We start from the raw sequence: 25,121 nt of genomic DNA, 5'->3' as shown, positions 1-25,121 counted from the left end.
CTTACTGGATCCCGAGCTCCTTGGCCTTCTCCGCCAGCGCGTGGATCTTCTTCCTCGTCGCCCCGTCGGCGTTGCGCAGCAGGTCGGCGAGGAACGCCGACAGCGTCAACTTCTGCAGGTCGTCGGCCGACACGCCCGAGAGCACCTGCTTGAGGTCCTCGGGCAGGCTCTTCTTGCCGTCGAGGTAGTCGCCGAGCAGCTTCTTCAGCGTGTCGCTGTGGTCGATGGTGCCGTCGATCGACTGCGCCGTGCCGACCGCGCGCACGAACTTGTCGAAGAACTGGCCGTCGCCGCCGACGATGTTGATCTTCGCGTGCTCGAGCGCGGTCGCCAGCACCTTGGCCTGGGCCTCGGCGATGGTCTTCTGGGCGGCGATCTGGGCCAGCTGGACGTCGCGGTCGCGCTCGAGCTGGAGGCGGAACTCCTCGTGCGCGCGCGGCTCGCCGGCGAAGTTCTGCATCGCCTTGCCCTTCTCCGCCAGGCCGGCCGCCTCGGCCAGCAGCTTCTCGCGGATCGCCGTCGCCTGGGCCACGCCCTGGCGCTCCTGCGCGACCGCCTGGGCCGAGCCCTGCTTCTCGACCGCGGCCGCGTCGGCCTCCTTGACCTTGACCTGCGCCAGGCCCTTCTGCTCCTCGCCGCTGGCCTCGACCGCGAAGCGCTCGCGCGTGACCGTGTTCTCGGCCATGCCGCGCTTCTCGATCGCGCCGGCCTCGGCCTCCTGCACGCGGACCTTGGCCATCCCGAGCTTCTCGGTGGCGACCGCGTCGGCCTCCTTGACGCGCACGTTGGCCAGGCCCTGCGCCGCCTCCTGGGCCTGGATGCCCTCCGCCTCGCGGATCTTCGCCTTCGCCTGCTTGTCGGCCGACTCGAGCGCCGCCTCGGCGAGGATGAGCTGCTTCTTGGCCTCGTGCTTGGCGACCTCCTCGACGGCCTGGGCGTTCTTCACGTCCTTGACCAGGCGCTCCTGGGCCTCGCCCTCGGCCTTGATGACGCGCGACTCCTTGACGCGGTTGGCCTCGGCCAGCGCGCGCACGTCCTTGGTCCGCTCCTCCTCCTCGGCCACGCCCTTCTCGACCGACACGCGCTCGCGCACCACGTCGGCGATGGCCTTGCGCTCGATCTCCAGCGCCTTCTCCTTCTCGATGCGCAGCAGCTCGACCGCCCGCTCGCGCGCGATCGCCTCGGTCGCGCGGGCCTTCTCGACCCGCTCCGTCTCGACCTGGACCTCGCGCTCCTTGGCCTTCTCGGCGATCATCACCGCGCGGAACTTGTCCTGCTCGGCCTTGCCGATCTCGGCCTCGTTGGCCTGCTGGACCAGCATCGTCTTCTTGTGCTCCTCGCTGGCGACCCGCATGGCCTCGTTCTGCTCGCGGGCCTGCGACATCGCGATCTCCTTGTGCTTCTTCGCCTCGGCGTCGGCGCGCTGCTGCTCGTAGCGGAACACCGCCTCGTCGGAGGCGAGGTTCTGCGAGCCGACGTCCATGCGCTCCTTCTGCCGCAGCTCGTTGGTGCGGACGTTCTGGCCCGCCGTGATCTCGGTGATCTTGCGGATGCCCTGGGCGTCGAGGATGTTGTTCGGGTCGAGCGACGCCATCGGCGTCTGCTCGAGGAAGTCGATGGCCGCGTCGTCGAGGATGTAGCCGTTGAGGTCGCGGCCGATGACCCCGATCAGCTCGTCCTTGAACTGCTCGCGCTTGGTGTAGAGCTCTTCGAACATCAGCCGCTTGCCGACGGTCTTGAGCGCCTCGGAGAACTTGGCCGAGAACAGCTCGTCGAGGGTCGACTGGTCGGACGCGCGGGCGCAGCCGATCGACTGCGCCACCTTGAGCACGTCCTCCGGGGTCTTGTTGACGCGGACGAAGAACGTGACCTTGATGTCGGCGCGGATGTTGTCGGCGCAGATGAGGCCCTCCTTGCCGCGGCGGTCGATGTCGATCGTCTTGACCGAGATGTCCATCATCTCGGCGCGGTTGATGATCGGATAGACGACGACGCCGGAGAACGCGACCTGCGCGCCCTTGCCCCACGTGTTGATGATGATCGCCTTGCCCTGGTCGACCTGGCGGAGGAATCGCGTGACGACGAACGCGATGATGAGACCCAGCAGCAGGATCGCGCCGGCCACGATTGCGATCAGGATCAGAGTCGGATTCATGCGAATAGCGTCCCTCTCTATGCGCGCCGCCGCGTCACGGGCGGGCGATGCTGTCCTTCGTCTCGAACGGCTCGACCATGTAGTAATGAGCCTCGGCGTCGTAGCTCACCAGGACCACGCGCGTGTGCCTGACGAGCACGTTGGGCGTGGCGCAGCGGACGTCGATGATCAGGTCGGCGCCGTCCTCCTGCAGGTTGGCCTGGCCGAAGCGCTCGTCGACGCGGCCGGTCGTGACCGTCGCCAGCTTGCCGACCAGCTCGCCGTGACCGATCGGCCGGTGGCGCTTGAACGCCTTGCCGAGCGCGCCGGCGATCAGCCCCGAGAGCATGCCCGCCAGCAGCACCGCGCCGAAGCCGATGCCGATGTGCACCGCCGCCGAGGCGATCCCGTAGTCGTGCAGCATGAGCGTGGCGAACGTCGACAGCGCCCACGCGAACAGGGTCAGCATGCTGATGACGACCGTCGCCGGCGCCTTGCCGAAGCCGAGCGCGGCCAGCAGGCTGAAGCCGCCCGCCACGCCCTCGATCTTGCCGCCGACGGCCTCGAGCTTGCCCGTCGCGCCGTCGACGGCCCCGTCGACCTTGCCGGCCATTGCATCGACCGCGCCGTCGACCTTGCCGGCCATTGCATCGACCGCGCCGTCGATCTTGCCGGCCGCGCCGTCGAGCAGGTCGCTGCCCACCCCGCCGAGCAGCGCCAGCAGCCAGTAGCCGACCACGACGAACAGGGCGACCGTGAACACCACGGTGGGGAAGCTGACGATCGCGGCGATGAACTCGTCCATGGGCCCGCGGACGGCGGGTGTGAATGGTGCCACACGGCCCGTGGCTCTGCCAAGCCGCTCGCCCGGGTTCGGATCCGCCCGACGCGAGCCGTTATCTGTCCATGAAGACAGGCGCTCGACGGACCCGCGCCGCTCGTGGGCGCGCGGCCGTCAGGACCGCGCCGACGAGCGCTGGCCCTTCGCCAGCGACAGCAACGAGCGGGCGATCTGGAGCGCCCCGCGCGCCTTCTTGCCGATCCCCGCGCCGTAGATCGCCCGCACCGCGCCGGTCACCAGCTCGAGCGTCGCCGGCCGTACGGGGTACAGCGCCATGCCCTGTCGCACCGGTACGCGATCGGTGACGATCGCCTTCTCGTTGCAGCAGGCGCGCAGCCCCTCGCGCCCGTTGATGCGCCCGAACCCCGAGATCTTGAGGCCGCCGAACGGCAGCGACTGGATCATGTAGGCCAGGCCGAAGTCGTTGACGGTGGTCATGCCGGCCGCGATCGCGCGAGCCAGCCGCTCGCCGCGGGCCGGATCGCGCGTGAACACCGACGAGCCGAGCCCGTACGGGCAGTCGTTGGCCAGGCGAATCGCCTCGGACTCGCTGTTCACCTTCATGATCACCATGACGGGGCCGAACTGCTCCTCCTGGGTGATTCGCATGCTGTGGTCGACGTCGACCAGCACCGTCGGCGGATAGAAGTTGCCCGGCAGGTCCTCGCGCGGGCTGCCGCCGCACAGCACCCGCGCCCCCTTGGCGACCGCGTCGTCGACCAGCTCCTGGATGATCTGGACCTGGCGCGGCATCGTCATCGCGCCGAGATCGACCTCGCCCTGCAGCGGCGGACCCTGGCGCAGCGCCTTCGCGCGGGCCACCACCTCGCGCACGAACGCGTCGTAGATGCCGGCGAACACGTAGAGCCGCTCGGCCCCGACGCACATCTGCCCGCAGGCGTTGAACACCCCGAAGGTCGCGGTGCTGACGGCCTGCTCGAGATCGGCGTCGTCGCACACGATCATCGGGTCCTTGCCGCCGAGCTCGAGCACCACCGGCGTCAGCGTCTCCGCGGCCGCGGCCATCACCTTGCGCCCGTTCTGCGGCGAGCCGGTGAAGAAGATCTTGTCGACCCCCGAGGTCACCAGCGCCGAGCCGGTCTCGCCGTAGCCGGTCACGATCTGCACGAGGTCGGGGCTGTGGCCGCGCTTGCGCAGCACCTCGGCGAAGATCTCGACGTAGCGCAGCGACGACCACGTCGCCAGCTCGCTGACCTTCACCACCACCGCGTTGCCGGCGAACAGCGCCGGGATCGTCGGGCAGAAGAAGTTGTGGAACGGGAAGTTCCACGGCGCGATCACGCCGATGACCCCGAGCGGCAGGTACTCGACGCGCGCGGCCTTGTGCGGCAAGAACCCCGAGGGTCGCCGCTCGGCGCGGAGGTCGGCCTCGCCGTGCGCGATCGTGTAGCGCAGCTTCTCGCAGACCGGGAAGATCTCGCCCATCGCCGCGTCGACCATCGTCTTCCCGGAATCGCGCACCGCCAGGCGGCAGATCTCCTCCTGGTGGCGCACGACGTGCTCCAAGATGTCCGAAAGGACAGCTCGACGCTCGGCCCACGACGTGGCCGCCCACGCCGCCTGGGCCGCGCGCGCCCGCTGGACCGTCGCCACCACCGCGGCCCTGTCCATCACCGGCGCCTCGCCGAAGCGTTCGCCGGTGGCCGGGTCGCAGCACGGCAGCGTCGTGGGCGGCGGAGGGGGCTCGGGGGGGACGGTGCGCAGCGTGGTCGCCATGGCGCGGCACCTTAGCGGCTTTGCCCGCGTCACGGCTTGAGCCGGATCACGTCGTCTGCAAACATCGACGCGTCGTCGGTCCTCGCATGCCTCTGGCCCCCGTCGCCGCGTCGCACCGCGTGGTCGCGCCCGACCTGCCCGCGCAGATCGGCCCGCCGCCCTGCGCCGCGACGCGGCCCCGCGACCCGGGCCCGTCCCCGCGCCGGGCAGGGGCCCTGGACGGCGCTCCCGCGCCGGCGCCCGACTTCGACATGGTCTTCCAGACAGGTCGATCTTGACCTTCGGACATCCTGCGATGCTCTACCTGCTCCCCGCTGTCTTGTCGCTCGCCCTCCAACCGGCCGCGCCCGTGCCCGCTCCGCCCGCCGCCGCCCAGCCCGCGCCGGCAGTCTCCGAGCAGCCGGGAGCACAACCGACGCCGCCGACGCTCCCGGCCCAGCCCGAGGCGCCCGCCCAGCCAGCCGTGCCTGCCCAGCCCGACGCTCCGCCGGCAGCCCCGACCCAGCCGACCGCGCAACCTCACCCGCCGGCCCAGCCGCCCTACGCCGACCAACCGTACCCGCCGAACTACCCGAACACGCCGCTGCCGAACAACAACGTGGCCGAAGGGCCAGGTGCCCTGCCCGAGGCGGTCAGCCACCGCAAGCTCGTGTTCGCCAACTTCTACACCCTCAACTTCAACATCCTGACGCCGATCCCCTCCGGGGACTTCACCTTCTTCCTCGGCACCAACCTGCGCCCGCGCAAGAACCGGGCCCGCACCTTCGACTGGAACACCGCGCTCGGCTACCAGCTCACGCTCTCGATCGGCTTCGCCGACGTCCCGACCTTCGACCTCTCGCCGATCGATTACTTCGCCTTCTTCGTCCACCGCCACCACCTCACGGCCATGGGCTACGGCGGCCACAAGCAGCGCCTGTTCTACTCGATGGGCGCCGGCGCCATGTTCGCCCTGTCGCAGATCGGCGGCGTCGAGGGCGAGGGCCGGCTCGGCTACGTGTTCACCAACCCGGAGAAGCGGGTCAAGGGCATCGTCGGGGGGCAGGCCCGCCTGACCGCCGCGTTCGGCGGCATCCCGCTGCTGCAACTGGGGCCGTTCATCGGCTTCATGGCGTTCTGATGCCCGAAGGGGCAGGTCCCGAAGAACCTGCCCCTCCCGACATGTCCATTCGAGCATGCCCCGACGAGCATGCCCCTCGTGGTCGGCTCAGCGGTGGAAGCGGACGTGGAAGTGGTCGCGGTGGCCCTTCCAGTGGCGGATGATGCCGTAGCCGCGGCCCTTGCCGCGCGGGTACTGGAACAGCTCGTCGAGCTTCGACTCGGGCACGCCCTTCTTCTTGGCGTGCTCGTAGAGGATCTTCTGTAGCCCGTAGTCGAGGAAGATCGCGCGGACCTCCTTGGTGTCGACGAACGACTTGATGAGGGCCCACGTGCGCGCGACGTCGAGGTTGTCGGCGTTGCCGGACAGGAAGCGGACCTCCTTGGCGTCGGCCCCCTTGAGCACCAGGCCGACGTCGACGTCGACGCCCTTCTGGTGCGACTTATGGCCCTTGAGCGGCCCGCCGCCGCGCGCGCTGATGTCGCCGACGTGCACCGGCGGCCCGCCCTTGATGCCCTTGAGCTGGGCGTACTTCGAGATCGCGGCCTTGATCGCCTTGATCGTCGCCCCTGTCCCGAAGGCCAGGTGTGGCCGCTTGATGTAGAAGTGCTTGCCCGGATCGAGCGGGATGCCGACGCGCAGCACGCCGCGCTCCTGGTCCTGCTTGGGCGCGAACGCGGCGATGATGCCGCGGTCGATCATGATCGTGAGCTCGTCGCCCGGCCTCAGGTCCGACTTGTTGGCGTCGAGCCGCTTGCGCAGCGAGCCCTTCTGCAGCGCGATCAGCTCGCCGACCTTCATGTGGTGCTTCTCGGCGATCTCGCTCAGCGAGTCGCCCTTCTTGACCGTGTAGCTGCCCTCCTCTTCGAGGTGCGGCGGCACCTCGGGGTCGGGGCAGACCAGGATCGTCTGGCCGATCGACAGCTTGTCCGGGTCCTTCTTGAGCTTCGCGTTGAGCTTGATGATGTCGGCCATGCGCACGCCGTACATGCCGGCGATGCGCCCGAGGTTCTCGCCGCTCTTCACCTTGTGCTCCCAGATCGGCGTCTTGCCGCCGCAGCGCGGGTCGCCCTTGGGCTTCTTCGCCGAAGTCGGCTTCGCCGGACTCTTGCCCGGCTTGGCCGTCTTCGACTTCGAGGCCGCCGGCGCCTTGGGCTGCGGCGCGGGTGAGGGCTCGGGCGCAATGAGCGCTGGAGCGTCCTCTTCTTCCTCTTCCTCGGGCGTGCCCGCCTCGGGCGGGTCGAGCAGGACCGGGGACGCGGCGGCGGTGGGGACCGTCACGAGCCCGATCCACAGGGCCAGGGCGGTCAGCGCCCGCGGCAGGCGCCCGTGAGGAAGAAATTGGCCTTGTCGCATTCAGCGCTCCTGTGCTCGAACAGGCCCGGGGGCCCGCGCGGCGGCCTTAGACCGCGGCGGCGGCGCCAGATTCATCATCTTGGGCCCTTCAGGGACATAAGTCTCACGTGGGGCGCCCGGGCGCCACAAACTTGCGATGTCCTCGCTGCGCCGCCCCGACGCCTGATATACCGGCACGCACGATGGAGAGCGTCGTCATCCAGGGCGTCGAATTGCGCCTCACTCCGCCCGACGAGATGCGCTGGCAGTGGGTCGGGCGGCCTGAATTGAAGCGCCAGTTGCTGGCCGCGTGGGCCGTGTTGGACGAACAAGATCACGCGCTGTCGCCACGTTTAGTCGGCAAGCCCGGCGTTGGCAAGACGACACTGGCGTCGGCCGCCGCGCGCGCCCTCGACATCCCGCTCTATGTGTTCCAGGCGACCATGGACACACGGCCCGAGGACCTGCTCGTCACGCCCGTCATCACCGACGGCCAGAAGCTGCGCTACACCGCGAGCCCGCTGGTCAGCGCGATGATCAAGGGCGGCGTGTGCGTCCTCGACGAGGGCAACCGCATGAGCGAACGCAGCTGGGCCTCGCTGGCGCCGCTGCTCGATCGCCGGCGCTACGTCGAGTCGGTGGTCGCCGGCGTCAAGATCCACGCGCACCGCGACTTCCGCTTCTGCGCGACGATGAACGACGACGCCAGCACCTTCGACATCCCCGAGTACATCCAGAGCCGACTGCAACCGCAGATCGTGATCGACTTCCCCGAGCGCGACGAGGAGACCGCGATCCTGCAGGCCAACCTCCCGTTCGCCAGCCCGCGGATCCTCCACTACCTCGCGGTGTTCCTCCAGCGCGCGCACGAGGACGACCAGCCGTTCACCGTCCGCGACGGCATCAACATCGCCCGCTACGCGCTCAAGCTCGGCGCCAGCGACCGCGGCGGCCTCGACGTGAAGAAGCACGTGCGCCAGGCCGCCGCCATGATCCTCGGCGACGACGCGCTCGAGTACCTCCCCGGCGAGGTCCCCCTCGATCACCCCTGAGCTCTGACCTGCCCTTTCGGCCATGCACGACGACGCCGCCGCGATCTACCGCCCGGCCTGGCCGGACCCGCTCAGCCTGTCGCGCGAGGAGCTGGCCGAGCTCGACATGATCCTGCCCGGCGTGGTCGTCCTGCCGGTGCTGCACGGCCGCCTCGAGTGCGCGCAGATGGTCCGTCGCGCGATCGAGAAGTTCAGCCCGGCCGCGATCGCCGTCGAGCTGCCGGCGGGCCTCGGCGACCTGCTCGCGCGCGCGATCGCCCGCCTGCCGCTGCTCAGCGCGCTCGAGGTCCCCGACGAGGCCCAGCACGGGCGCCCGCAGTACCTCGTGGTCGAGCCGGCCGATCCGCTGATCGAGGCGGTGCGCCGCGCGACCGAGCTCGGGCTGCCGTTCCACCTCGTCGACCGCGACGTCGCCGCCTACCCGGCCGAGCGCGACCGCCTGCCCGACGTCGCCGCCGCCGAGTCGGTCGGCGCCGCCGCCTGGCTGCGCGCCGGCCTCGCGGCCGCCTCGATCAGCGCCCGCGTCCCCGCCGACGACCTGCGCGAGGACTTCATGGCCGGCTCGATCGCCGCCCTCGCCCTGCGCCAGACCCTGCCCGACGCCTCGATCCTGGTCGTCTGCGGCCTGCACCACGCCCGCGGCCTGGTCGCTCGCCTCGCGCCCCTGCTGGCCGGCGACGCCGCACCGCCCGCACCGCTGCGTCGCCTCGCCAGGCGCGAAGGACATGTCCTTTGGCACCTGTCTGAACAGTCCAGCGGCGAGGTGCTCGGCGAGCCCGCGTTCATCCAGGCCGCCTACGAGCGCAGCCGCGGGACCGCGCCGCCCAGCGCCCTCACGCCCGCGAGCGCCGGCGCCGTCCTCGACCTGTTCACGCGCGCGCGCCAGGCCCCGCGGCAGGACCCGTTCCGCCAGCCCGCGCCGCCCGATCCGTTCGACGAGCGGCCGCGCGTCACCGGCCGCACCGGCCTGCTGCTGGCGATCTGCCAGCAGGCCCGCGCGCGCTACCGGGAGCGCACCGGCGGCGATCTCCGCCCCGGCGCGATCCTCCGGCTGCTGCGCTACGCCCACGCCTACGCCCACGAGGAGGGCGGGCTCGCGCCCGACCTCTACCAGCTCGTCGTCGCCGCGCGCGGCTTCGTCGACGACACCTACGCCCAGGAGGTCTGGGAGGTGGCGACGACCTATCCGTGGCAGTCGGTGCGGCCCGAGCTGCCGGCGCTCGACCTCTCGCTGCGCGACCTCCACGATCGCGTGCGGACGATCCACTTCCACCCGAAGCTGATGCAGCGCCGGCGTCGGCTGATGAAGATCGTAAAGCCGCGGGAGAAGGAGCGGCGCAAGGGCGAGTGGGCCGAACGTTTCACCGGCGACAGCATCTGCTCGTACCCGCCGGAGGACCTCGCGCTCGAGCACTACGGCGCGTTCCTGCGCAAGCGCACCGAGCGCGTGCTGTCCGACGCGCACACCCAGGTCGCCCCGTTCTCGACCAGTTTGTTCGACGGCGTCGACGTCCGCGAGACCGTGCGGAACTGGCACCAGGGCAAGATCTACGTCCGCATCGAGCAGCTCGTGCGCGGCAAGCCGGGGGCGGTCGTGGTGATCTTCGACGACGAGCCGCTGGTGCCCGAGGACGACGAGGTCGATCCGAAGTTCGCCTGGCACATGACCTGGCAGGGCGAGCACGAGGACGAGGGCGACATGGCGCTGTACGCCAGCGACCCGTTCGCCCAGCTCGTCGGACCCGGCATCGGCCGCGCCCTCTATGGCGGGTTCCTCCTCAATCGTCCGCCCGGGCAGATGTTCGGGGTCTGGGAAGACCCGCACTTCGGCGACGCCCGCACCAAGTCCGAGGTGTTGTTGCGCGCCGCCCTCGACTACTCGGTCGAGCGCCTGGTCGTCTACGTGGCGGCCGCGCCGCCGCGCCCGGCCCTGCGGCAGCTCGCCCAGCGGATGGACAAGAAGATCGTCTACGTCCCGCTGGGCCAGCTGTCCCCGGTCGCCCTCAAGCGCCTGCGCGTGTTTCACGTCTTGAGCGACCGTAACGTTCGGGCGGTGGCGCACCGCTACATCCGCGACTAGGCGCACGCGCGCAGGTCTGCCCGCGGCGGGCGGACCGTCCTCGGGGCCAGCAGGACGGATTTGTTGTCACGCGCCCGGGGGTCGGTACCATGCCGCGGGGAGTCGCGCCGGCTGTGAACACAGGTCGACCGGTCGGCGTCCCTGCCGCCACGCTCGCACCCCGAGAACTTTCCATGCGCACTCGTCTGCTCGTCAACTTCCTCGCCCTCACCGCCCTCGTCGTCGCGCCCGCCTGTCAGGGCGACGACCCGCCCGGCTCGCTCATCGTCCCGTTCAAGATCGGCGCGAACGTCCCGTGCAGCGTCCTCGGCGTCACCGACGTCACCGTCGCGCTGCACAAGTACACCGGCGCGAGCGACGTGGGCGACGAGATCGACACCGAGATCGTGGCCTGTGAAGACGGCCAGGCCGAGTTCAACGGCCTCCAGGCGGGCCGCTACCACATCCGCGTCAGCGGCGTCGACGGCGAGGATGTCATCGTCGCCGACAACTTCGACAACGACCCGCTCGACAAGGGCGAGGTCACCTCGGGCGCCGAGAACACCGCCGACGTCGTCACCATCTCGCCGACCCCGGCCAAGATCCTGGTGCGCTGGCAGCTCAACGGCGGCTTCGGCATGTGCACCGACGTGCCGATCACCACCTTCCGCGTCGAGACCTACGAGAAGGAAGGCCTGAGCGAGCTGCTCACCTACGACTTCGACTGCGACCCCGAGGAGGACGCGGTCATGGGCTACAACGCCGTCATCGATCCGACGCGCGAGATCGCCGGCGACGACCTCGACCTCATCAAGATCGACGCGCTCGACGACAAGGGCGCCAGCCTCGTCACCTCGCCGCTGTCGTTCAAGATGAACCCGCCCGGACACGGCCGCACCGTCAAGCTGACCGCGGTCGTCGACTGCGCCGCGGACTGCAGCATCGACTGCGCCCCGGGCAAGGAAGACCCGGACAACGCCGGCATGTGCCTGCCCGACTGACGGGCCCGCTCGTCGGTGCCCTCTTCGCGCGAGCGCATGCTCGCGCCAGCCGCCCGGTGCTCCGCCGCGGCGGCTTTCGTGCGCCCGCTCGGCTGCGGATCGGCGGCCAGCTCCGGGGCACATGCTACCGAGAGCATGTCCTCCACGACATGTCTCTTTCACCATGCCCCGAAGGGCATGTCCTTTCAGACCGGCTACAGCCCGCGCGCCCACTCGGGCCGCAGCGTCACCTCGCCGGCGATCGCGCTGTCGATGGTCGCCAGGATCGCGGCGCGGTCGCGCGGCAGGCGGCCGCCGATCGCCAGGTAGTTGGAGGCGTGGTTGGTGCGGAACAGCGCGTCGGTCGGGCGCGCCTCGTCGACGATCGTCCGCAGCTCGCGGAGCATCTCGACCACCGAGGGCAGCGCGAAGCGGCCGCGGGTCTGCAGGGTGTGCAGCGGCGTCTTGGGCACCACGGTGGTCGTCAGCGCCGACGCGAACGCCGGGTCCATCGCCGTGATCAGGCGGGCGGTCGCCGCCGCGTGCTCCGCGGCCCGCTCGGTCCCGGCGATCCCGAGCAGCACGATCACGCTGAGCTCGATGCCGGCCGCGCGCGCGCGCTCGGCCGCCAGCACGTGCTCCGCGTAAGTCGAGCCCTTGGCGATCCGCTTGAGCGTCGCGTCGTCGCCGGACTCGGGCCCGATGTACAGGCGCGACAGCCCCGCCTCGCGCAGCCGCGCCAGCTCCTCGGGCGTCTTCTTGAGGATGTTGATCGCGGTCGCGTAGCACGACACCCGGCGCAGGCGCGGGAACCCGGCCTCGGCCGCCTTGAGGATCGCCAGCCAGCGGTCCATCGGCATCCCGAGCGCGTCGCCGTCGCCGACGAAGATCTTGTCGACGCGGCTGCGGGCGATCGCCGCCGCGGTGCGCAGGTCCTCGAGCACCGCGTCGGTGTCGCGCTCGCGGTAGACCTTGTCGCTGTACATGTCGCAGTAGGTGCAGCGGTTCCACGAGCACCCGATCGTCGCCTGCAGGATGTACGCATCGGCCTCGGACGGCGGGCGGTAGATCTTGCCTTCGTAGCGCATGCAGGGTTCGTCTCTGGGGCGAACGATAGCCACAGCAGCGGCGTCGGGTTTCGCGCCGCCGGCACGAGCGTCCTCACGCGCCCGCGCTCGCGCCCTCGCGGCGGTGCGGGCGCTTTTGCGCAGGCCTTGCAAGCCTGCGAGGCTCCGCGGCCGGCGGCCGTGTATGCTTCCCCGGCCCTCGCATGACGATCGCCGACACGCAAGCGCACCTCGAAGCCCTGCAACACCGCCTTGCCGACCTCCTGCGCGAGGTCCAGACCGTCATCGTCGGCCAGGACGACGTGCTCCGCGGCATCATCACCTGCCTCCTCGCCGGCGGACACGGCCTGCTCGAGGGCGTCCCGGGCCTCGGCAAGACGCTGATGATCCGGACCCTCGCGGCCGCCGTCGACCTGTCCTTCGCCCGCATTCAGTTCACCCCGGATCTCATGCCCGCCGACATCGTCGGCACCTCGGTGCTGGTCGATCGGCCCGGCGGCGGCCGCGAGCTGGCGTTCCAGCCGGGGCCGATCTTCAACCACATCGTCCTCGCCGACGAGATCAACCGCGCCACGCCCAAGACGCAGTCGGCGCTGCTCGAGGCGATGGCCGAGGGCCAGGTCACCGCCGCCGGCAAGACGCGCGGCCTGCCCGAGCCGTTCCTCGTCCTCGCCACCCAGAACCCGCTCGAGATGGAGGGCACCTACCCGCTGCCCGAGGCCCAGCTCGACCGCTTCCTCTTCAAGATCGACGTCCCCTTCCCCGGCGAGCGCGAGCTGCTGGCGATCCTCGATCGCACCACCGGCACCAGGAGCGCCGCGGCGCGGCCGGTGCTCGACGGTCCCACGCTGCTCGAGATGCGGCGGTTCGTCCGTGCCGTCCCGGTCGTCCCCAGCGTCGCCGAGTACGTCGTGCGCGTGCTCCGGGCCACCCACCCCGACGACGTCCGCGCCACCGATCTCGTCAAGCGCTACGTCCGCTTCGGAGGCAGCCCGCGCGGGGCCCAGGCCGTGCTGCTCGCCGCGCGGATCCGCTGCGTCATGGACGGCCGCAAGTCGCCGTCGATCGACGACGTCCGGGCCGTCGCCCCCTCGGCGCTGCGTCACCGCGTGATCCTCAACTTCGAGGGCGAGGCCGAGGGCGTCGCCATCGACAAGGTCATTCATCAGGTGCTCACCAGCGTCCCGGCCGACGCCGACAAGTCGCGGAGCTGATCGCTTGGCCCTGTGGAAGCGCAGCGACAGCCCCAAGCCGGAGCGGCCCGCTCCCGCCGCCGAGGCTGACGATCTGTTCGGCGAGGCCTTCCTCGCCAAGCTCGAGCTGCTGCAGGTGATCGCGCGCCGGCTGTTCCGCGGCAAGCAGCGCGCCGAACGCAAGACGCGCAAGGTCGGCAGCGGCCTCGAGTTCGCCGACCACCGCGAGTACAGCCCGGGCGACGACATCCGCAACCTCGACTGGGGCGTGCTCATGCGCCTCGAGCAGACCTTGGTCCGCCTCTACGAGGAGGACGAGGACCTGCCGATCCGGATCGCCGTCGACATCAGCGACTCGATGTCGACCTCCGGCGGCAGCAAGCTGCGCTACGCCCAGCAGGTCGCCGCGGCGCTCGCCTACGTCGGCCTCGCCAACCTCGATCGCGTCGGCCTGACGTGCATGAGCCGCAAGCTGCACACCACCTTGCCGGCGGTGCGGGGCAAGGGCCGGATCTTCCGCGTGTTCGACTTCCTGCGCACCGCGCCGCGCGGCGGCCCGACCGACATGCGCGCCGCGTGCGGGCGCCTCGCCGCCGAGAGCACCCAGCCCGGCCTCACGGTCGTGCTCAGCGACTTCTACGACCTCCAGGGCGCGTTCGACGGCCTCAACCTGCTGCGCTTCCGCAAGCACGAGCCCGTGGCGATCCAGGTCATCGACCCGCGCGAGGCTCACCCCGAGCTCAGCGGCCTGCGCGGCGACGTCACCCTCGTCGACGTCGAGGGCGGCGACCCGCGCGAGGTCACCCTCGGCCCCGCCGCCCTGCGCGCCTACGCCGACGCCCACGAGAAGTTCTGCCAGGCCCTGGCCGCCAGCTGCCGCAGCCGCGGGATCCCCTACTTCCGCGCCGACACCGACGTCCCGTTCGACGAGCTCGTGCTGCGCATGTTCCGGGTCGGAGGCCTGCTCCGATGACCCTGTCCGGATGGACATGGCCCGAAATACTCCCGGTGTTCGCCGCCGGGGCCGCCGCGATCACCGCGCTCTACCTGCTGCGCATGCGCCGGCGCCAGGTCGTCGTCCCGTTCGCCGCGCTGTGGCAGCAGGTCACGCGCGAGAGCGACACCCGCCGCCTGTGGAAGAAGCTGCGGCGGCTGCTCAGCTGGCTGTTGCAGCTGGTCCTGCTCGCGCTGCTGTGCCTCGCGCTCGGCGACCCGCGGCCCGAGAGCTGGCTGCGCGACCCGCAGACCGTGGCGATCGTCGTCGACCGCTCGGCCAGCGTCGCCGGTCCGGCCGCGGGCGAGCCCGGTGTCACCCGCCTCGACGTCCTCCTCCGCCGCGCCCGCGCCGAGATCGCCGGCCTCGGCCCGACCGACCGCGCGCTCGTCATCGCCGCCGGCGCCGAGGTGGAGGTCCCGGGCCCGCTCGGCCGCGACGCCGCGCCGCTGCTGCGCGCCCTCGACACCATCGCGCCCGGCCCCGGCGAGGCCGACCTCGGCCGCGCCCTCGCGCTCGCCCGCGCCGCGCTGGCCAGGCAGCCCGGCGGGCGGATCCTCGTCCTCACCGACGGCGCCCTCGACGACGCCGCCGGCGAGGCCCTCGCCACCTGTATCTCGGGACATGTCTCCTCCGACGGCCCCGACGCCTCCGCGCTCCCGTGCCAGGTCGCCCGCGCCGGCGGTCCGGCCGACAACCTCGCGCTGGTCGCCTTCGCCGCGCGCCGCTACCCCGGCGACCGCGAGCGCATCGAGGTCCTGGCCGAGGTCCACAACCTCGGCGACGGCCCCGCGAGCGCCGTGCTCGAGGTCCAGGCCGACGGCCTCGTGGTCGGGCGCCAGGCCGTGCAGCTCGGGCCCGGCGAGCGCAAGCGCGAGGTCCTGCGCGAGCTCGACGCCGCCCGCACCCGGCTCGTCGCCAACCTGTCCCTCGAGCCAGGCTCCAACCCGCAGCTGCTCGGCCCGCCCGACGACGACCGCGCGTTCGCGGTGGTCCCCCCGCTGCCGCCGTTCAAGGTCGTGCTCGTCACCGACGGCAGCGACCTGTTCCTCGAGGCGGCCCTGCTCACCTTGCAGGAGCACATCCAGCTTACCGGCATCGGCCCCGACGACGCGACCACGCACCCGTCGCTGGCCGAGGCCGACCTCGTGATCATCGACGTCGGCGAGCGCTCGCTGCCCGACCCGCTGCCGGCCGGCGACCTCGTCATCTTCGACCCCGCGCGCGTCGCCCCCGACGCCGCCCCGATCCGCGGCGCCGGCGAGCTCGCGCGCCCGTTCCTCACCGAGCAGCACCGCGAGCACCCGCTGCTCGACGGCGTCGTCCTCAAGGACGTCAACCTCCGTCGCGGCACGCGCCTCGCCACCGAGCCCGGCGACACCGTGCTGGTGCGCAGCCTCGGCGAGCCGCTGGTCGTCCTGCGCCACGAGCTCGGCGGCGACGGCCGGCGCCCCCGCTCGGTCCTGGCGTTCGGCTTCGACCCGCGCCAGACCGACCTGCCCCTGCGGACAGCTTTCCCGATCCTCGTCGCCAACATCATCACCTACTTCGAGCAGGCCCGCCCCGGCTTCGTCGCCAGCGTCCCGGTCGGCGCCAGCCGCCCGATCGCCGCCGCCGAGATCGGCCTCGGCGCGCAGGGCCTCACCCAGGTCGAGGTCCGCGGTCCGGAGCCCGCCGAGACGCCGACGACCGTCCCCGTCGACGCCACCGGCGTGTTCCGTCTGCGGGCGATGCAGCCCGGCATCTACCGCGTGCGCGCCGGTGACGGCGCCGCCGCCGGCGCGGAGGTGCTCGTGGCCGTCAACCAGGCCAGCGTCGCCGCCTCCGACCTGCACGACCGCCTTGGCGACCTCCCGCCCGAGGCGACCGCCGGCGAGGCGCCCGCGCCGGTCCCCGTGGCCGACGAGCCGCTGTGGGCCCTGCTCCTGCTGGCGGCCGCGCTGCTGATCGCGCTCGAGTGGGCGGCCTACCACCGCCGCGTCACGGTGTAGCGCTCCGGGACATGTCCGAAAGGACATGCCCATTCAGGCATGCCCTCTCAGGCATGTCCCTGCGGGCATCGATCAGGATCACGGGTCGCAATAGTCGGCCGGAGCCGCCGGGACCTGGCCGAACTCGGCGTGGGCGAAGCGCCAGAACGCCTGGCGCACCTCGGCCTGCTCGCCGCCGGCGCAGTACAGGTGGCGCTCGAGCTGCGCCGTCGTCACCGAACCGAGCGGCCCGACGTCCCCGTACAGCTCGGCCATGCCGGCCCGCAGCGCGTCGACGCCGAGGATCGCCGCCAGCCCCGCGAACAGCCGCCGACCGGCGGTGTACGCGTTGTCGGGGGTGTCGCGCGCGAACGGGTGCGGATCGAACAGCAGCACCGGGGCGGCGTTCCAGTCGAACGGCTCCTCCGTGAACATCATCCCGACCCGCGTGTTGTACTCGGTCCACGCCTCGTCGATCCAGCCGTCGGCGTAGGTGGCAGGGTGCGCGCCGCGGGCCCACCAGCTGTGGAACACCTCGTGCGCGAGGTCCTGCGGCTTCGTCGTCGTCGCCCCGTCGTACTCCATCGAGCGCATCGCCCCGCCGATCAGCGCCGTCATGGCAGGGTGCGGGTAGTCGCCGGTCGACGTCACGAACTCGTCGAGCCGCGTCACGAGGTCGGTCTCGAGCGTCTCGATCGGGATGTTGGTCGAGGTGTGGCGATAGATCGTGTAGGGGATGTTCTGCCCGTTGACCGCCGCGTGCACGCCGCTGACGGTCGTCACCGCGCTGCTCGGCAGGAGCATGACCAGCGGCGCCATCGCCGTCGTCGAGTCGGGGAACTCGAGCTGCCACTCGTGATCGCCGAGCTGCTCGACGTCACCGTTGCTGAACAACACGTGCTCCTGCCCCGCCCCGCTCACCGTGACCCCGAGGCTGACCGGGTGGCGATCGAACGGGAAGTTGGCCGGCAGGTACGACTCGAGGTAGCGCCCCGGGTTGAGGTCCGACAGCGAGATGTCGAAGTACACCCCGTCGGGCGCGTCGAGCCACTGAAAGCCGGTGGCGTTCGGCGCGGCGGGCAGCGTCATCGCGTAGGTCAGCGCCAGCGTGTGCTCGGAGCAGGCCTCGAGCTCCTGCTCGAGGATCCGGAAGCCGTACATCAGGCCCTTGCCGAAGTCGTGTGACCCCATCGCCGCCGGCGCCAGCGGCTCGCCGTCGAGCGTGGCGGTGGCGATCGTCTGCCGCAGGTCGAAGATCGGCATCCCGCCCTCCGGACCGAGCCGGAAGTTCATCGTGACCGCGACCTGCGCCTGAGCGGCGGCGGCGTCGAAGCTCATCTGCGCGTCGAGCGAGACGATGTCGATCGGCACCGCGTCCAGGCCGTCGATCGTCGCGCTCGGCGGCGCGTGCACCAGCGCGTCACAGTCCCCCGGCGGCTCCTCGTCGGTGTCGCCCGTGCTCGTGTCGCCCGTGCTCGTGCTCGTGTCCCCCGTGCTCGTGCTCGTGTCCTCGCCGCCCGTGCTGGTCGAGTCGCCGGTGCTGCTGCTCGCCGTGGGGTCGTCGGTGGTATCGGTGATGCCGGCCGTGGTCTCGTCGACCGTCGTCGCGGTCGACGTCGTCGACGCGTCGCCAGCCGTCGGCTCCTCCGTCGTCTCGACCGGCAGGTCGTCGGTGGTGGTCGGCGCCGTGGTTTCGGTGCTCGTCCCCTCGGAGGTGCTCGTCCCCGGATCGGCGGTGTCCGTGGCGGTCCCGTCGGCGCCGCACGCGGGCAGCAGGAGCGCCGCCGCGAGGCACGGGACGACGAGGTCGTGAGGGGTGAAACAGGGAGACAGGACTGGCGATCGCGCGGTCACGACGCGCTAGTGATCGCCGCGTGGCGAACAATTCCTCGCGCGTTGTTCGCGTCTCGCTCGCCGTCCGTGCGCTCGCGCTCACGCCTCCGCGTTCGCCAGCTTCTTGCCGAAGTCGGTGTCGCGGGCGAAGCGGAGCTGGTTGAGGAAGAACTCCTCGACCCCCGGCGCCGCGATCCCGCTGCCGTCGAGCGCGGCCCGGGCCTTGCTCGTGTCGAAGTACAGCTGCAGCGACAGGTAGGGCGTGTAGACCCGGCCCGTGGTCAGGATCCGGCGCAGCTTGCCGAACGTGAACCGGTCGATGAACGGCCGCGCGCGCACGAACAGCGTCGGCTTGACGAACACCGCCGGCTTGCAGCCGAAGAACTGACTCGCGGCGGTGCTCAGCTGCGCGAGCGTCGCCGCGTGCTCGGGGCCGGCGCACAGGTGGAAGGCCTGTCCCGAAGGACCTGTCTGTTTGCGCAGGTGGCAGACCGCGCGGACGACGAAGTCGGACGGCACCACGTCCATCACCGCGTCGGGTCGGCCGGGCGCCCAGCGGAACCCGCGCGAGAAGACCTTGAGCGGCCAGTAGAGCACCTTGAAGCTCGACGTCCGCCCGGTCCGCGAGTCGCCGACGATGATGCTCGGGCGGTAGATCGTCACGCGCTGCTCGCCGGCGCGCGCGCGCACCAGCGTCTCCGACTCGAGCTTGGTCTGCTCGTAACTGTTGTGGAACGGCTGCCCGACGTCGAGCTCCGTCTCGAGCGCCGTCCCGGGGCGGTCGCCGGCGACGTAGGCCGTACCGATGTAGTCGAACGAGCACTCGGCCGCGTTGGCCAGGTCGAGCATGCGACGCGTGCCCTCGACGTTGATCGCCCGCGCCTGCGCGAGCGGCAGCGAGAAGCTGACCGAGGCCGCCCCGTGAATCACCCCGACCGCGCGTCCGGCCAGCCCGGCGTAGGTCGCCGCGTCGAGCCCGAGGTTGTCGCGCTCGAGGTCCGCGCGCACGATCTCGACCCGCTTCTCCGCCGCCGCCAGCGCCTCGCCTGCCGGCCGGTCGCGCAGCACCTCGGCGCCGCGGGCCTTCGCCTGCGCCTCGTCGCGGCCGCGCACGAGCAGCGCCAGGCGCGTCGTCGGCTCCTCGGCGAGCAAGTGATGGACGAGCTCGCGACCGAGGAAGCCGGTGGCGCCGGTGACGACGAGGACGGGATCCGACATCGCGCGCACGATCGCCCTTGACGACGCGACGGGTCAAGCGGGGCCCGCGCGCATCGGCGCCCGGGCGCGCACGCACGGCGTGAGCGTGGCATTCGCGGCGCTTCACGCCATTCGCGGCGATCCCGGCGTCTGTGCCGCCGCGGGCCCTCCCGTCCACCTCCGCCGGCCTCGACGCGGCGTCCATAGCCCTTGAAAGACCGCCTCGGACCGGCTGGTTCGGGCATACTCGGACCGCAGGAGATCCGTGAACGACGCCGACGATCCCCTCGCGCTCAACGACGAGATCGCCGCCCTCCGCTACTACGTCGGGGAGTTCACCGAGCGCGAGGAGACACCCGCCGCGCTCGCAGCCCTCGAACGAGTGGAGGCGCGGCTGCACGCTGCCTTGCGCACGCGCGCGGCGATCCTCCGCGATCTCGGGCACGAGCTGCGTACACCACTCAACGCCATCCTCGGCTTCTCGCACCTGCTCCGCGAAGACGTCCTGCTGAGCGCCGAGCAGCGCGCGCACACCGAGGTCATCCACCGCAGCGGCGAGCAGCTGCTCGCGCTGATCGACGAGCTCACCGGCGGCACCGAGGAGGGCGTCGGCCAGGTCGGCTTCGATCTGCACTACTTGCTGGATGACCTCGCGGACATGTTGTGTCTGCGGGCCGCCGGGGCCGAGGTCGCGCTGCGCATCGATCGCGCGCCCGACCTGCCGCGGCGCGTCCGCACCGATCAGGTCCGCCTGCGTCATTTACTGCTGCTGCTGCTCGGCAACGTGCTCGAGGTCCCGCGGCGCGACCTCGTCGTCGTCCGCGTGCGCATGGACGTCGGCACCATCACGGGCGCCGGCAACCTGCGCTTCGAGGTCCGCGCCCCCGGCATCGACCTCGCCGATCTGCGGCTGCGCTCGTTCGTCCGCACCGAGGCCGGCCTGCAGACCGACGACCCCGCCCGCGGCCCCGAGCTGGCGATCGCGATCGCCAACCAGCTCGGCGGCGAGTACCACGTCGCGCCCGACCAGCTCACGCTGACCTTGCCGGTCGGGCTCGGCCGTGCCCCCGGCGATCCGCGGCGGCCCGCGCGCAAGATCCTCGGCCTCGCCCCGGGGCAGGAGCCGCGCCGGATCCTCGTCGCCGAGGATCGCTGGCAGAGCCGGCAATTGCTGGTCCAGGCGCTCGGGCGGGTCGGCTTCGAGGTCCGCGAGGCAGCCGACGGCCGCGAGGCCGTGCACCTGTGCGAGACTTGGCGTCCGCACCTCGTGTGGATGGACATGCGCATGCCTGGAGTCAGCGGCATCGAGGCCACGCAGCAGATCAAGCAGAGCGAGTGGGGCGCGGAGACCGTCGTCATCGCCCTCACCGCCAGCGCCTTCGAGGCCGACGAGGCGACCGCGCGCGCCGCCGGCTGCGACGACTTCCTGCGCAAGCCGTTGCAGCTGCACCAGGTGTTCGACAAGCTGACCGAGCGGCTCGGCGTCGCGTATCTCTACGACGACGCGCCCCTGCTGGCGCGCGTCGACGCGACCACGCTGCACGGGCTGCCGGCGCCCTGGTTGTCGGCGCTCGAACAGGCCTGCCTGCAGGCCGACGTGTTCACCGTCGCCCGCATGATCGACTTCATCCGCAGCCAAGCCCCTCAGGCGGCATCTGTCCTTTCGGACATGCTCGAACAGTACAATTACGCCGCGATTATCGACCTGACCCGGCACGCGTTGCAAGCCGCCGGAGGTGGCCCATGAGCGAGAAGTCCTATCAGCCCGTGCGCGGCGACATCCTGGTCGTCGACGACACCCTCGTCAACCTCCGGATCTTGACCGAGATGCTGGCCGCGCAGGGGTACAAGGTCCGCCCGGTGACCTCGGGCCCGCAGGCGCTGCAGGCCGCCGCCGCCGCCGCGCCCGACCTCGTGCTCCTCGATATCAACATGCCGGGCATGACCGGCTACGAGGTCTGCCAGCAGCTCAAGGCCCAGACCGACACGCGCGACGTCCCCGTCATCTTCATGAGCGCCCGCGACGAGGTGCTCGACAAGATCCGCGCCTTCGAGGTCGGTGGCGTCGACTACGTCACCAAGCCGTTCCACCTCGAGGAGCTGCTCGCCCGCGTCGCCACCCACGTGTCGCTGCGGGCCCTGCAGCGCCAGCTGGAGGACGCGCGCCTCCTGGCCGAGAGCGCCGCCGCGGCGCTGGCCGACGAGAAGCGGCGCAGCGACGACCTGCTCTACAGCATGCTGCCGCAGAGCGTCGCCAACACCCTCCGCGAGGGTCGCAGCGTCGTCGGCGATCACTACCCGCAGGTCACGGTGCTGTTCTGCGACATCGTCGACTACACGCGGGCCGCCAGCGATCACTCGCCGCTCGAGGTGTTCGAGCTGCTCGGCCGCCTCTACACCCGCTTCGACGCCCTCATCGAGCGCCACCCCGTCTACAAGATCGAGACCGTCGGCGACTGCTACGTCGTCGCCGGCGGCGTGCCCGACCCGAACCCGCGCCACGCCGACGCGATCTGCGACGTCGCGCTCGACATGCTCGAGGCCGTCGACGGCATGGCGCTGCCGACCGGCGCGCCGCTGCAGATCCGGATCGGCGTCAACTCGGGCCCGGTGGTCGCCGGCGTGGTCGGCACCAAGATGCCGCGGTTCTGCCTGTACGGCGACACGGTCAACATCGCCAGCCGGATGGAGACCACCAGCCAGCCGATGCACGTGCAGATCAGCCAGTCGACCCACGCGCTGATCGACCCGAGCCGCTACCAGATCGAGGAGCGCGGCGAAGTCGCGCTCAAGGGCCGCGGCAACATGCGCACCTACTTCGTGCGCCGTCGCTGAGCCGACGCGATCGCGCTCCGGGGCGTCCGCGCGCGCGCGTGCGAACGGCTCGCCGCGCGGCGGCGCGTGGTACGCTCGGCGAGCCGCCCGCGGGACTTCCGCTCGACTTCCGAATTCGGCATCTGGAGCTGCGCTACGCAGTCGAGCACTCCTTCCCCGGGCGGCTTACCTGTCCCGATGACCATGTCCACCCAGACCGCCGCCGCGCGGGTCACGTGCGAGGACCTGGTCGTGTTCCTCAACGCCTGCTTCTGCTGCACCGGCCAGCGCGAGTTCTACAGCGACGGCCACGCCCAGACCGTCTCGATCGAGTTCCTCCACGACTACATCCGCGGCAACTACCGCCGGCTCTACGCCCGCACCCTCGCCGCCGGGGTCAACCACTTCAACCGCGCCCGGATCGTCACCGAGCTGCTCGCCGGCTCGCGCCATCTCGCCCCCGAGGAGCGGCGCGAGGAGGGCCGCCTGATCGCCGCCGCCCTGCGTTCGCTGCCGGCCCCGCGGGCCTACCGGGCGCTCCTGGCCGTGCGCGCCCGCGGCGTCAACAACCGCCGCCTCCGCGCGATCGTCCGCGACTACCTGTCCGCGCGGCCAGATCTGAAATTCGACGCCATCAAGTACCGCGACAAGCTGCGCGACCTGATCCTCCACACCCACCTGCCGCTCCCGGGCGAGCTCGGCGGGTTTTTGTTCAAGGGCTGGCGCGAGCGTCGCTACGCCGCCCCGCTGCTCGAGTCCTTCCGCCGCGCCCACTACAGCGAGGAGGCGCTGTACGAGCTGCCCTTCACCGTCGCCGAGGGCCTGGCCGCGCGCAGGAAGATCGACCGCGCCGTGTTCCTGCGGAAGATCGCCCCGCGGCTGACCGCGCTCGAGCGGCTGCGCCTGCAGGCCACCGCCGCGCGCGAGGGCGTCGCCGAGCTGACCATCGACCTCGGGCGCGCCGGCCTCACGCGCCTGGCGATCTACGTCCTGTCGCTGCCCCTGGGCGAACGGCGCCAGCGCGCGGCCGAGCTGCGGACCGCCCTCGACGCCGCCGCGCGCCGCTGCCTGCGCGACGCCCCCCTCGCGCTCGGCCGCGTCGCCGCCGTCCTCGACTGCTCCTACTCGACCGCCGGCTCGCCGGACAAGCCGCGGCGTTCGCTGGCGATCGCGCTGGCCGTCGACGCCCTGCTGCGGGCCGCGAGCGCCGAGTACCTGTCCTTTTGGACACCTGCGGCCGACGACCCGCTGCAGCTCGTCCCGCGCGGTCAGACCGACCTCGCCGGCCCCCTGCTCGACGCCCTCGAGACCCGCCCCGACCTCGTCGTCGTCGTCTCCGACGGCTTCGACAACGACCCGACCGGCGGCGCCGGCGAGGTGTGCCGCGTCTTCAAGGCCCGCCTCGATCCGGCGGGTCGCACCACGATCGTCCACGTCAACCCGGTGTTCGACGCCCCCGAGCTCGGCCCGCGCCGCCTCGGCGCCGCCGTCCCCACCCTCGGCCTGCGCGACGCCGAGGACCTGCCGACCGCGCTGGCCTTCGCCCGCTTCGCCGCCGGCGACCTCTCGCTCGCCGAGCTCGAGGACTACCTGGCCCGCCGCGTCGCCGTGTTCCTCGCCCGCGCCGACCTCGCGCCCGAGGAGGCGACCGCGTGAAGTTCGACGAGACCAGCGCCGGCCTCGGCCTCCGTGGCCTGCAGATCGCCCCCGCTCAGGCGTTCGGGGCCGTCCGCCTCGTCCCCTTGCTGCGAGAACATGTCCGAGAGGACCTGCGCCTCGAGACACGTCCGTACGGCGACGACGGCCCTGACGCCGTCGGCGTGCGCGGCCTGGCCGACCGCCCCGACGTCGCCTACTTCTCGTACATCCCGCACGCCTACGTGCTGCGCTGGTCGGACGACGGCACCGCCGTGGCCGCGCGGGGCGCCAGCCTGAGCAGCAAGAAGCAGGGCCTGCGCACCGTCGGCGGCGTGCGGGTGCTGCACCGCATGGTCCGCGCCGAGGGCCCCGGCGCCCTGCGGTTCTTGCCGCTGCACCTGTCGTTCGAGGGCTTCCTGTCGCTGCACTTCGGCGGCCCCGACGTCGCGTGGAGCGAGTACAGCCGCGAGGCGCTGAGCCACGGGCTGTCGCCGCGGCGGGAGCGCGCGGTCCTCGGCGCCTACGTGAAGGGCCTCGAGGACGCCGTGCGCATGTTCGAGATCCACGAGCGCCAGGTCGGCGCGCTGGTGTTCGTCGCCGACGCGCTCGCGGCCATGGTCTGCTTCCCGCACCCCGACGACTACCGCGCGCTGCACCGCGCCCTCGTGCGCGACTTCTTCGGCGAGATCGTCTACCAGTACGCGATCCTCTACGACGATGTCCCGGCCCACCGCGTCGCCGTGCGCGAGGTCGAGGTCGCCGACCTCGCCGGCCTGCGCGCCGCGGTCCGCCGCGCCGGGGCCGACTGGGCCGCCTTCACCGGCGACATGGCCGCGCGGGTCCTACGCGAGCCGCTGCGCTGGCAGACCCTGCACCGGGCCGGCCCGTTCCGCCTGCGCCGCTTCATGTCGGCGCTGCACCCCGACGAGGACAACCACATCGGCGAGGCGATCGTGCGCGACGACGGCGGCGAGCTCGAGTACTGCAAGACCTTCCGGCTGTCGGCCGCGCAGGTCCGGCGGGCCTACCTGCTCGACAAGCTGGCGCAGCACGACTGGGACCTCGCGCGCACCGCCGAGGCGCTCGCCGTCACCCGCGAGGCCCTGCTCGTCCGCCTGCGCAACGCCGGCTTCGGCTACTTGCTCAAGGGACATGTCCTGAAGGACCTGCCGCCATAG

General features: G+C 71.7%; 19 protein-coding genes. 12 read left to right on the top strand and 7 right to left on the bottom strand.

The window, feature by feature from the left end; translation table 11 throughout:
* Window position 1 precedes the first annotated feature (1 nt).
* From K7C98_RS42795 to K7C98_RS42785, 3 genes are all read right to left on the bottom strand, one after another.
* Window positions 2-2,155, bottom strand: coding sequence for a flotillin family protein (locus tag K7C98_RS42795; RefSeq protein ID WP_224197743.1), 2,154 nt, complete (start codon window positions 2,153-2,155; stop codon window positions 2-4).
* 34 nt (window positions 2,156-2,189) lie between these two features.
* Window positions 2,190-2,939 (bottom strand): hypothetical protein, encoded by a 750-nt coding sequence (locus tag K7C98_RS42790; RefSeq protein WP_224197742.1) that lies wholly within the window; start codon window positions 2,937-2,939, stop codon window positions 2,190-2,192.
* A gap of 150 nt (window positions 2,940-3,089) precedes the next feature.
* A complete protein-coding gene (locus tag K7C98_RS42785; RefSeq protein ID WP_224197741.1) occupies window positions 3,090-4,712 on the bottom strand; it encodes an aldehyde dehydrogenase family protein in 1,623 nt (540 codons plus the stop codon).
* 86 nt (window positions 4,713-4,798) lie between these two features.
* Between K7C98_RS42785 and K7C98_RS42780 the strand changes: the two genes are divergently transcribed.
* Both K7C98_RS42780 and K7C98_RS42775 read left to right on the top strand, forming a co-directional pair.
* Window positions 4,799-4,990, top strand: a complete 192-nt coding sequence (locus tag K7C98_RS42780) for a hypothetical protein (RefSeq protein ID WP_224197740.1) — start codon at window positions 4,799-4,801, stop codon at window positions 4,988-4,990.
* Between the two features lie 17 nt (window positions 4,991-5,007).
* Entirely contained in the window at window positions 5,008-5,832 is an 825-nt protein-coding gene (locus K7C98_RS42775) for a hypothetical protein (protein ID WP_224197739.1), read from the top strand.
* 87 nt (window positions 5,833-5,919) lie between these two features.
* On the opposite strand, the gene K7C98_RS42770 is transcribed toward K7C98_RS42775, so the two are convergent.
* Window positions 5,920-7,167 (bottom strand): penicillin-insensitive murein endopeptidase, encoded by a 1,248-nt coding sequence (locus tag K7C98_RS42770; protein ID WP_224197738.1) that lies wholly within the window; start codon window positions 7,165-7,167, stop codon window positions 5,920-5,922.
* A 182-nt stretch (window positions 7,168-7,349) separates the two neighbouring features.
* Between K7C98_RS42770 and K7C98_RS42765 the strand changes: the two genes are divergently transcribed.
* The 3 genes from K7C98_RS42765 to K7C98_RS42755 all read left to right on the top strand — a co-directional run bounded on the left by K7C98_RS42765 (window position 7,350) and on the right by K7C98_RS42755 (window position 11,258).
* On the top strand, window positions 7,350-8,198 hold the full coding sequence (locus tag K7C98_RS42765) for an AAA family ATPase (protein WP_224197737.1): 849 nt from the start codon (window positions 7,350-7,352) through the stop codon (window positions 8,196-8,198).
* Between the two features lie 22 nt (window positions 8,199-8,220).
* Window positions 8,221-10,278: a hypothetical protein gene (locus K7C98_RS42760; protein ID WP_224197736.1), complete on the top strand. Its 2,058-nt coding sequence runs from the start codon at window positions 8,221-8,223 to the stop codon at window positions 10,276-10,278.
* Window positions 10,279-10,451: 173 nt separating this feature from the next.
* Window positions 10,452-11,258, top strand: coding sequence for a hypothetical protein (locus tag K7C98_RS42755; RefSeq protein ID WP_224197735.1), 807 nt, complete (start codon window positions 10,452-10,454; stop codon window positions 11,256-11,258).
* Window positions 11,259-11,452: 194 nt separating this feature from the next.
* Here K7C98_RS42755 and K7C98_RS42750 read toward each other — a convergent pair whose 3' ends face one another.
* Window positions 11,453-12,325, bottom strand: coding sequence for a radical SAM protein (locus tag K7C98_RS42750; protein ID WP_224197734.1), 873 nt, complete (start codon window positions 12,323-12,325; stop codon window positions 11,453-11,455).
* Between the two features lie 182 nt (window positions 12,326-12,507).
* Between K7C98_RS42750 and K7C98_RS42745 the strand changes: the two genes are divergently transcribed.
* From K7C98_RS42745 to K7C98_RS42735, 3 genes are read left to right on the top strand one after another with little or no spacing between them, the layout of a single operon-like run.
* Window positions 12,508-13,518, top strand: a complete 1,011-nt coding sequence (locus K7C98_RS42745; protein ID WP_224197733.1) for an AAA family ATPase — start codon at window positions 12,508-12,510, stop codon at window positions 13,516-13,518.
* A 4-nt stretch (window positions 13,519-13,522) separates the two neighbouring features.
* The gene (locus K7C98_RS42740) at window positions 13,523-14,470 is read left to right on the top strand and encodes a DUF58 domain-containing protein (RefSeq protein ID WP_224197732.1); all 948 of its coding nucleotides are present in this window, start codon (window positions 13,523-13,525) and stop codon (window positions 14,468-14,470) included.
* Window positions 14,467-16,482, top strand: a complete 2,016-nt coding sequence (locus tag K7C98_RS42735; RefSeq protein ID WP_224197731.1) for a vWA domain-containing protein — start codon at window positions 14,467-14,469, stop codon at window positions 16,480-16,482. The genes K7C98_RS42740 and K7C98_RS42735 overlap by 4 nt, the downstream gene beginning before the upstream one ends.
* Before the next feature lie 78 nt (window positions 16,483-16,560).
* On the opposite strand, the gene K7C98_RS42730 is transcribed toward K7C98_RS42735, so the two are convergent.
* Together K7C98_RS42730 and K7C98_RS42725 are read right to left on the bottom strand one after the other, a co-directional pair.
* A complete protein-coding gene (locus tag K7C98_RS42730; protein ID WP_224197730.1) occupies window positions 16,561-18,315 on the bottom strand; it encodes a hypothetical protein in 1,755 nt (584 codons plus the stop codon).
* A 78-nt stretch (window positions 18,316-18,393) separates the two neighbouring features.
* Window positions 18,394-19,512 (bottom strand): SDR family oxidoreductase, encoded by a 1,119-nt coding sequence (locus K7C98_RS42725; protein WP_224197729.1) that lies wholly within the window; start codon window positions 19,510-19,512, stop codon window positions 18,394-18,396.
* Between the two features lie 244 nt (window positions 19,513-19,756).
* Between K7C98_RS42725 and K7C98_RS42720 the strand changes: the two genes are divergently transcribed.
* The 4 genes from K7C98_RS42720 to K7C98_RS42705 all read left to right on the top strand — a co-directional run bounded on the left by K7C98_RS42720 (window position 19,757) and on the right by K7C98_RS42705 (window position 25,121).
* On the top strand, window positions 19,757-21,238 hold the full coding sequence (locus tag K7C98_RS42720) for a response regulator (RefSeq protein WP_224197728.1): 1,482 nt from the start codon (window positions 19,757-19,759) through the stop codon (window positions 21,236-21,238).
* Entirely contained in the window at window positions 21,235-22,326 is a 1,092-nt protein-coding gene (locus tag K7C98_RS42715; protein ID WP_224197727.1) for an adenylate/guanylate cyclase domain-containing protein, read from the top strand. The genes K7C98_RS42720 and K7C98_RS42715 overlap by 4 nt, the downstream gene beginning before the upstream one ends.
* Before the next feature lie 177 nt (window positions 22,327-22,503).
* Complete coding sequence (locus tag K7C98_RS42710; protein ID WP_431312851.1) at window positions 22,504-23,961, top strand: hypothetical protein; 1,458 nt, start codon at window positions 22,504-22,506, stop codon at window positions 23,959-23,961.
* On the top strand, window positions 23,958-25,121 hold the full coding sequence (locus K7C98_RS42705; protein ID WP_224197725.1) for an ARPP-2 domain-containing protein: 1,164 nt from the start codon (window positions 23,958-23,960) through the stop codon (window positions 25,119-25,121). The genes K7C98_RS42710 and K7C98_RS42705 overlap by 4 nt, the downstream gene beginning before the upstream one ends.

Source organism: Nannocystis pusilla (assembly GCF_020073745.1).
GTDB classification, from domain to species: domain Bacteria; phylum Myxococcota_A; class Polyangia; order Nannocystales; family Nannocystaceae; genus Nannocystis; species Nannocystis radixulma.
Note: the sequence above shows the minus strand (reverse complement) of the source record. Positions and strands in the feature narration are given on the sequence as shown.

What these genes read in the sequence shown, in the direction of transcription:
- K7C98_RS42715 (WP_224197727.1), top strand. Translation starts at nt 21,235, where the DNA reads ATGAGCGAGAAGTCCTATCAGCCCGTGCGCGGCGACATCCTGGTCGTC.
- K7C98_RS42765 (WP_224197737.1), top strand. Translation starts at nt 7,350, where the DNA reads ATGGAGAGCGTCGTCATCCAGGGCGTCGAATTGCGCCTCACTCCGCCC.
- K7C98_RS42725 (WP_224197729.1), bottom strand. Translation starts at nt 19,512, where the DNA reads ATGTCGGATCCCGTCCTCGTCGTCACCGGCGCCACCGGCTTCCTCGGT.
- K7C98_RS42785 (WP_224197741.1), bottom strand. Translation starts at nt 4,712, where the DNA reads ATGGCGACCACGCTGCGCACCGTCCCCCCCGAGCCCCCTCCGCCGCCC.
- K7C98_RS42745 (WP_224197733.1), top strand. Translation starts at nt 12,508, where the DNA reads ATGACGATCGCCGACACGCAAGCGCACCTCGAAGCCCTGCAACACCGC.
- K7C98_RS42755 (WP_224197735.1), top strand. Translation starts at nt 10,452, where the DNA reads ATGCGCACTCGTCTGCTCGTCAACTTCCTCGCCCTCACCGCCCTCGTC.
- K7C98_RS42710 (WP_431312851.1), top strand. Translation starts at nt 22,504, where the DNA reads ATGACCATGTCCACCCAGACCGCCGCCGCGCGGGTCACGTGCGAGGAC.
- K7C98_RS42770 (WP_224197738.1), bottom strand. Translation starts at nt 7,167, where the DNA reads ATGCGACAAGGCCAATTTCTTCCTCACGGGCGCCTGCCGCGGGCGCTG.
- K7C98_RS42735 (WP_224197731.1), top strand. Translation starts at nt 14,467, where the DNA reads ATGACCCTGTCCGGATGGACATGGCCCGAAATACTCCCGGTGTTCGCC.
- K7C98_RS42795 (WP_224197743.1), bottom strand. Translation starts at nt 2,155, where the DNA reads ATGAATCCGACTCTGATCCTGATCGCAATCGTGGCCGGCGCGATCCTG.
- K7C98_RS42750 (WP_224197734.1), bottom strand. Translation starts at nt 12,325, where the DNA reads ATGCGCTACGAAGGCAAGATCTACCGCCCGCCGTCCGAGGCCGATGCG.
- K7C98_RS42790 (WP_224197742.1), bottom strand. Translation starts at nt 2,939, where the DNA reads ATGGACGAGTTCATCGCCGCGATCGTCAGCTTCCCCACCGTGGTGTTC.
- K7C98_RS42775 (WP_224197739.1), top strand. Translation starts at nt 5,008, where the DNA reads ATGCTCTACCTGCTCCCCGCTGTCTTGTCGCTCGCCCTCCAACCGGCC.
- K7C98_RS42760 (WP_224197736.1), top strand. Translation starts at nt 8,221, where the DNA reads ATGCACGACGACGCCGCCGCGATCTACCGCCCGGCCTGGCCGGACCCG.
- K7C98_RS42780 (WP_224197740.1), top strand. Translation starts at nt 4,799, where the DNA reads ATGCCTCTGGCCCCCGTCGCCGCGTCGCACCGCGTGGTCGCGCCCGAC.